This is a genomic window from Cryobacterium sp. MLB-32, from assembly GCF_000738085.1.
In the GTDB taxonomy this organism is placed as follows: Bacteria; Actinomycetota; Actinomycetes; order Actinomycetales; family Microbacteriaceae; genus Cryobacterium.
The window spans coordinates 1-866 of the sequence record NZ_JPRS01000452.1 but is presented as its reverse complement, the minus strand read 5'-3'; the positions used below and the strand labels follow the sequence as shown (position 1 = coordinate 866).

The 866-nt window shown below is 69.1% G+C and carries 1 protein-coding gene; it reads right to left on the bottom strand.

Annotation, left to right across the window (positions count from 1 at the left end; genetic code table 11):
- Nucleotides 1-219: 219 nt before the first annotated feature.
- Nucleotides 220-866, bottom strand: a 647-nt coding sequence (locus tag JF66_RS24680; protein WP_369798074.1) for a DapH/DapD/GlmU-related protein, incomplete at its 5' end; no start/stop codon positions are given.

Genomic DNA, 866 nt, shown 5'->3' with positions numbered 1-866 from the left:
GATCGCTCCTTCGTCGCGCCTCGACCAACGAAAAAGACCGACCCACGAGGCCTCGATCGCTCCTTCGTCGCGCCTCGACCAACGAAAAAGACCGACCCACGAGGCCTCGATCGCTCCTTCGTCGCGCCTCGACCAACGAGGAGTCACTCGACCAACGAGGGGTCACTCGACCAACGAGGGGTCACTCGACCAACGAGGGGTCACTTGACCAACGAGGGGTCACTCGGGCAGGTGGGCGAGGGCGTGCGGGCCGAGACGCCGCGCCGGTTCATACAGCGCCACCTCGTGCACGCGGGCCTGCTCTCTCGTGAACCGGCCTCGCACGACCCGAGCCGGGTTACCGGCCACCACGCTGTACGCCGGAACGCTCCGCGACACCACGGCTCCGGCACCCACCACGCAGCCGCGGGCGATCACCACGCCGTGCAGAATGGTGGCGCCGCCGCCGACCCACACGTCATCGTCGATCTGCACCCCGCGGTCGTCGCTCTCACGTTTCATGGTGTCGCCCACGTTCACGATGAATTCGCCCAGCACATCGAACCGATGGTTGCCGCCGCGCACGGTGACGCCCGGCCCGAACACCACGTTGTTGCCGATGCGGATCTCCGCGCGTGTCGCCATCAGCGTGGGACGCACGCCCAGGTTCACGTTGTCCCCCACGAAGATCGACCCGTGGGTGTAGGTGCCGGCCGGGTCGAACACGAAATTGCGCCCCCGGGCGCCGAACCGGTTGGCCTGCGCGTAGCCACTCACCCGCCGCCCGGCGAGTGATGCCGCGCGCCCGACACCGTGCAGCGCACGCGCCGCGAGAGCCACGGCGCGAGACGGATGCCCCGGCTCAATTCGCATCGTCGGCCGCCCCC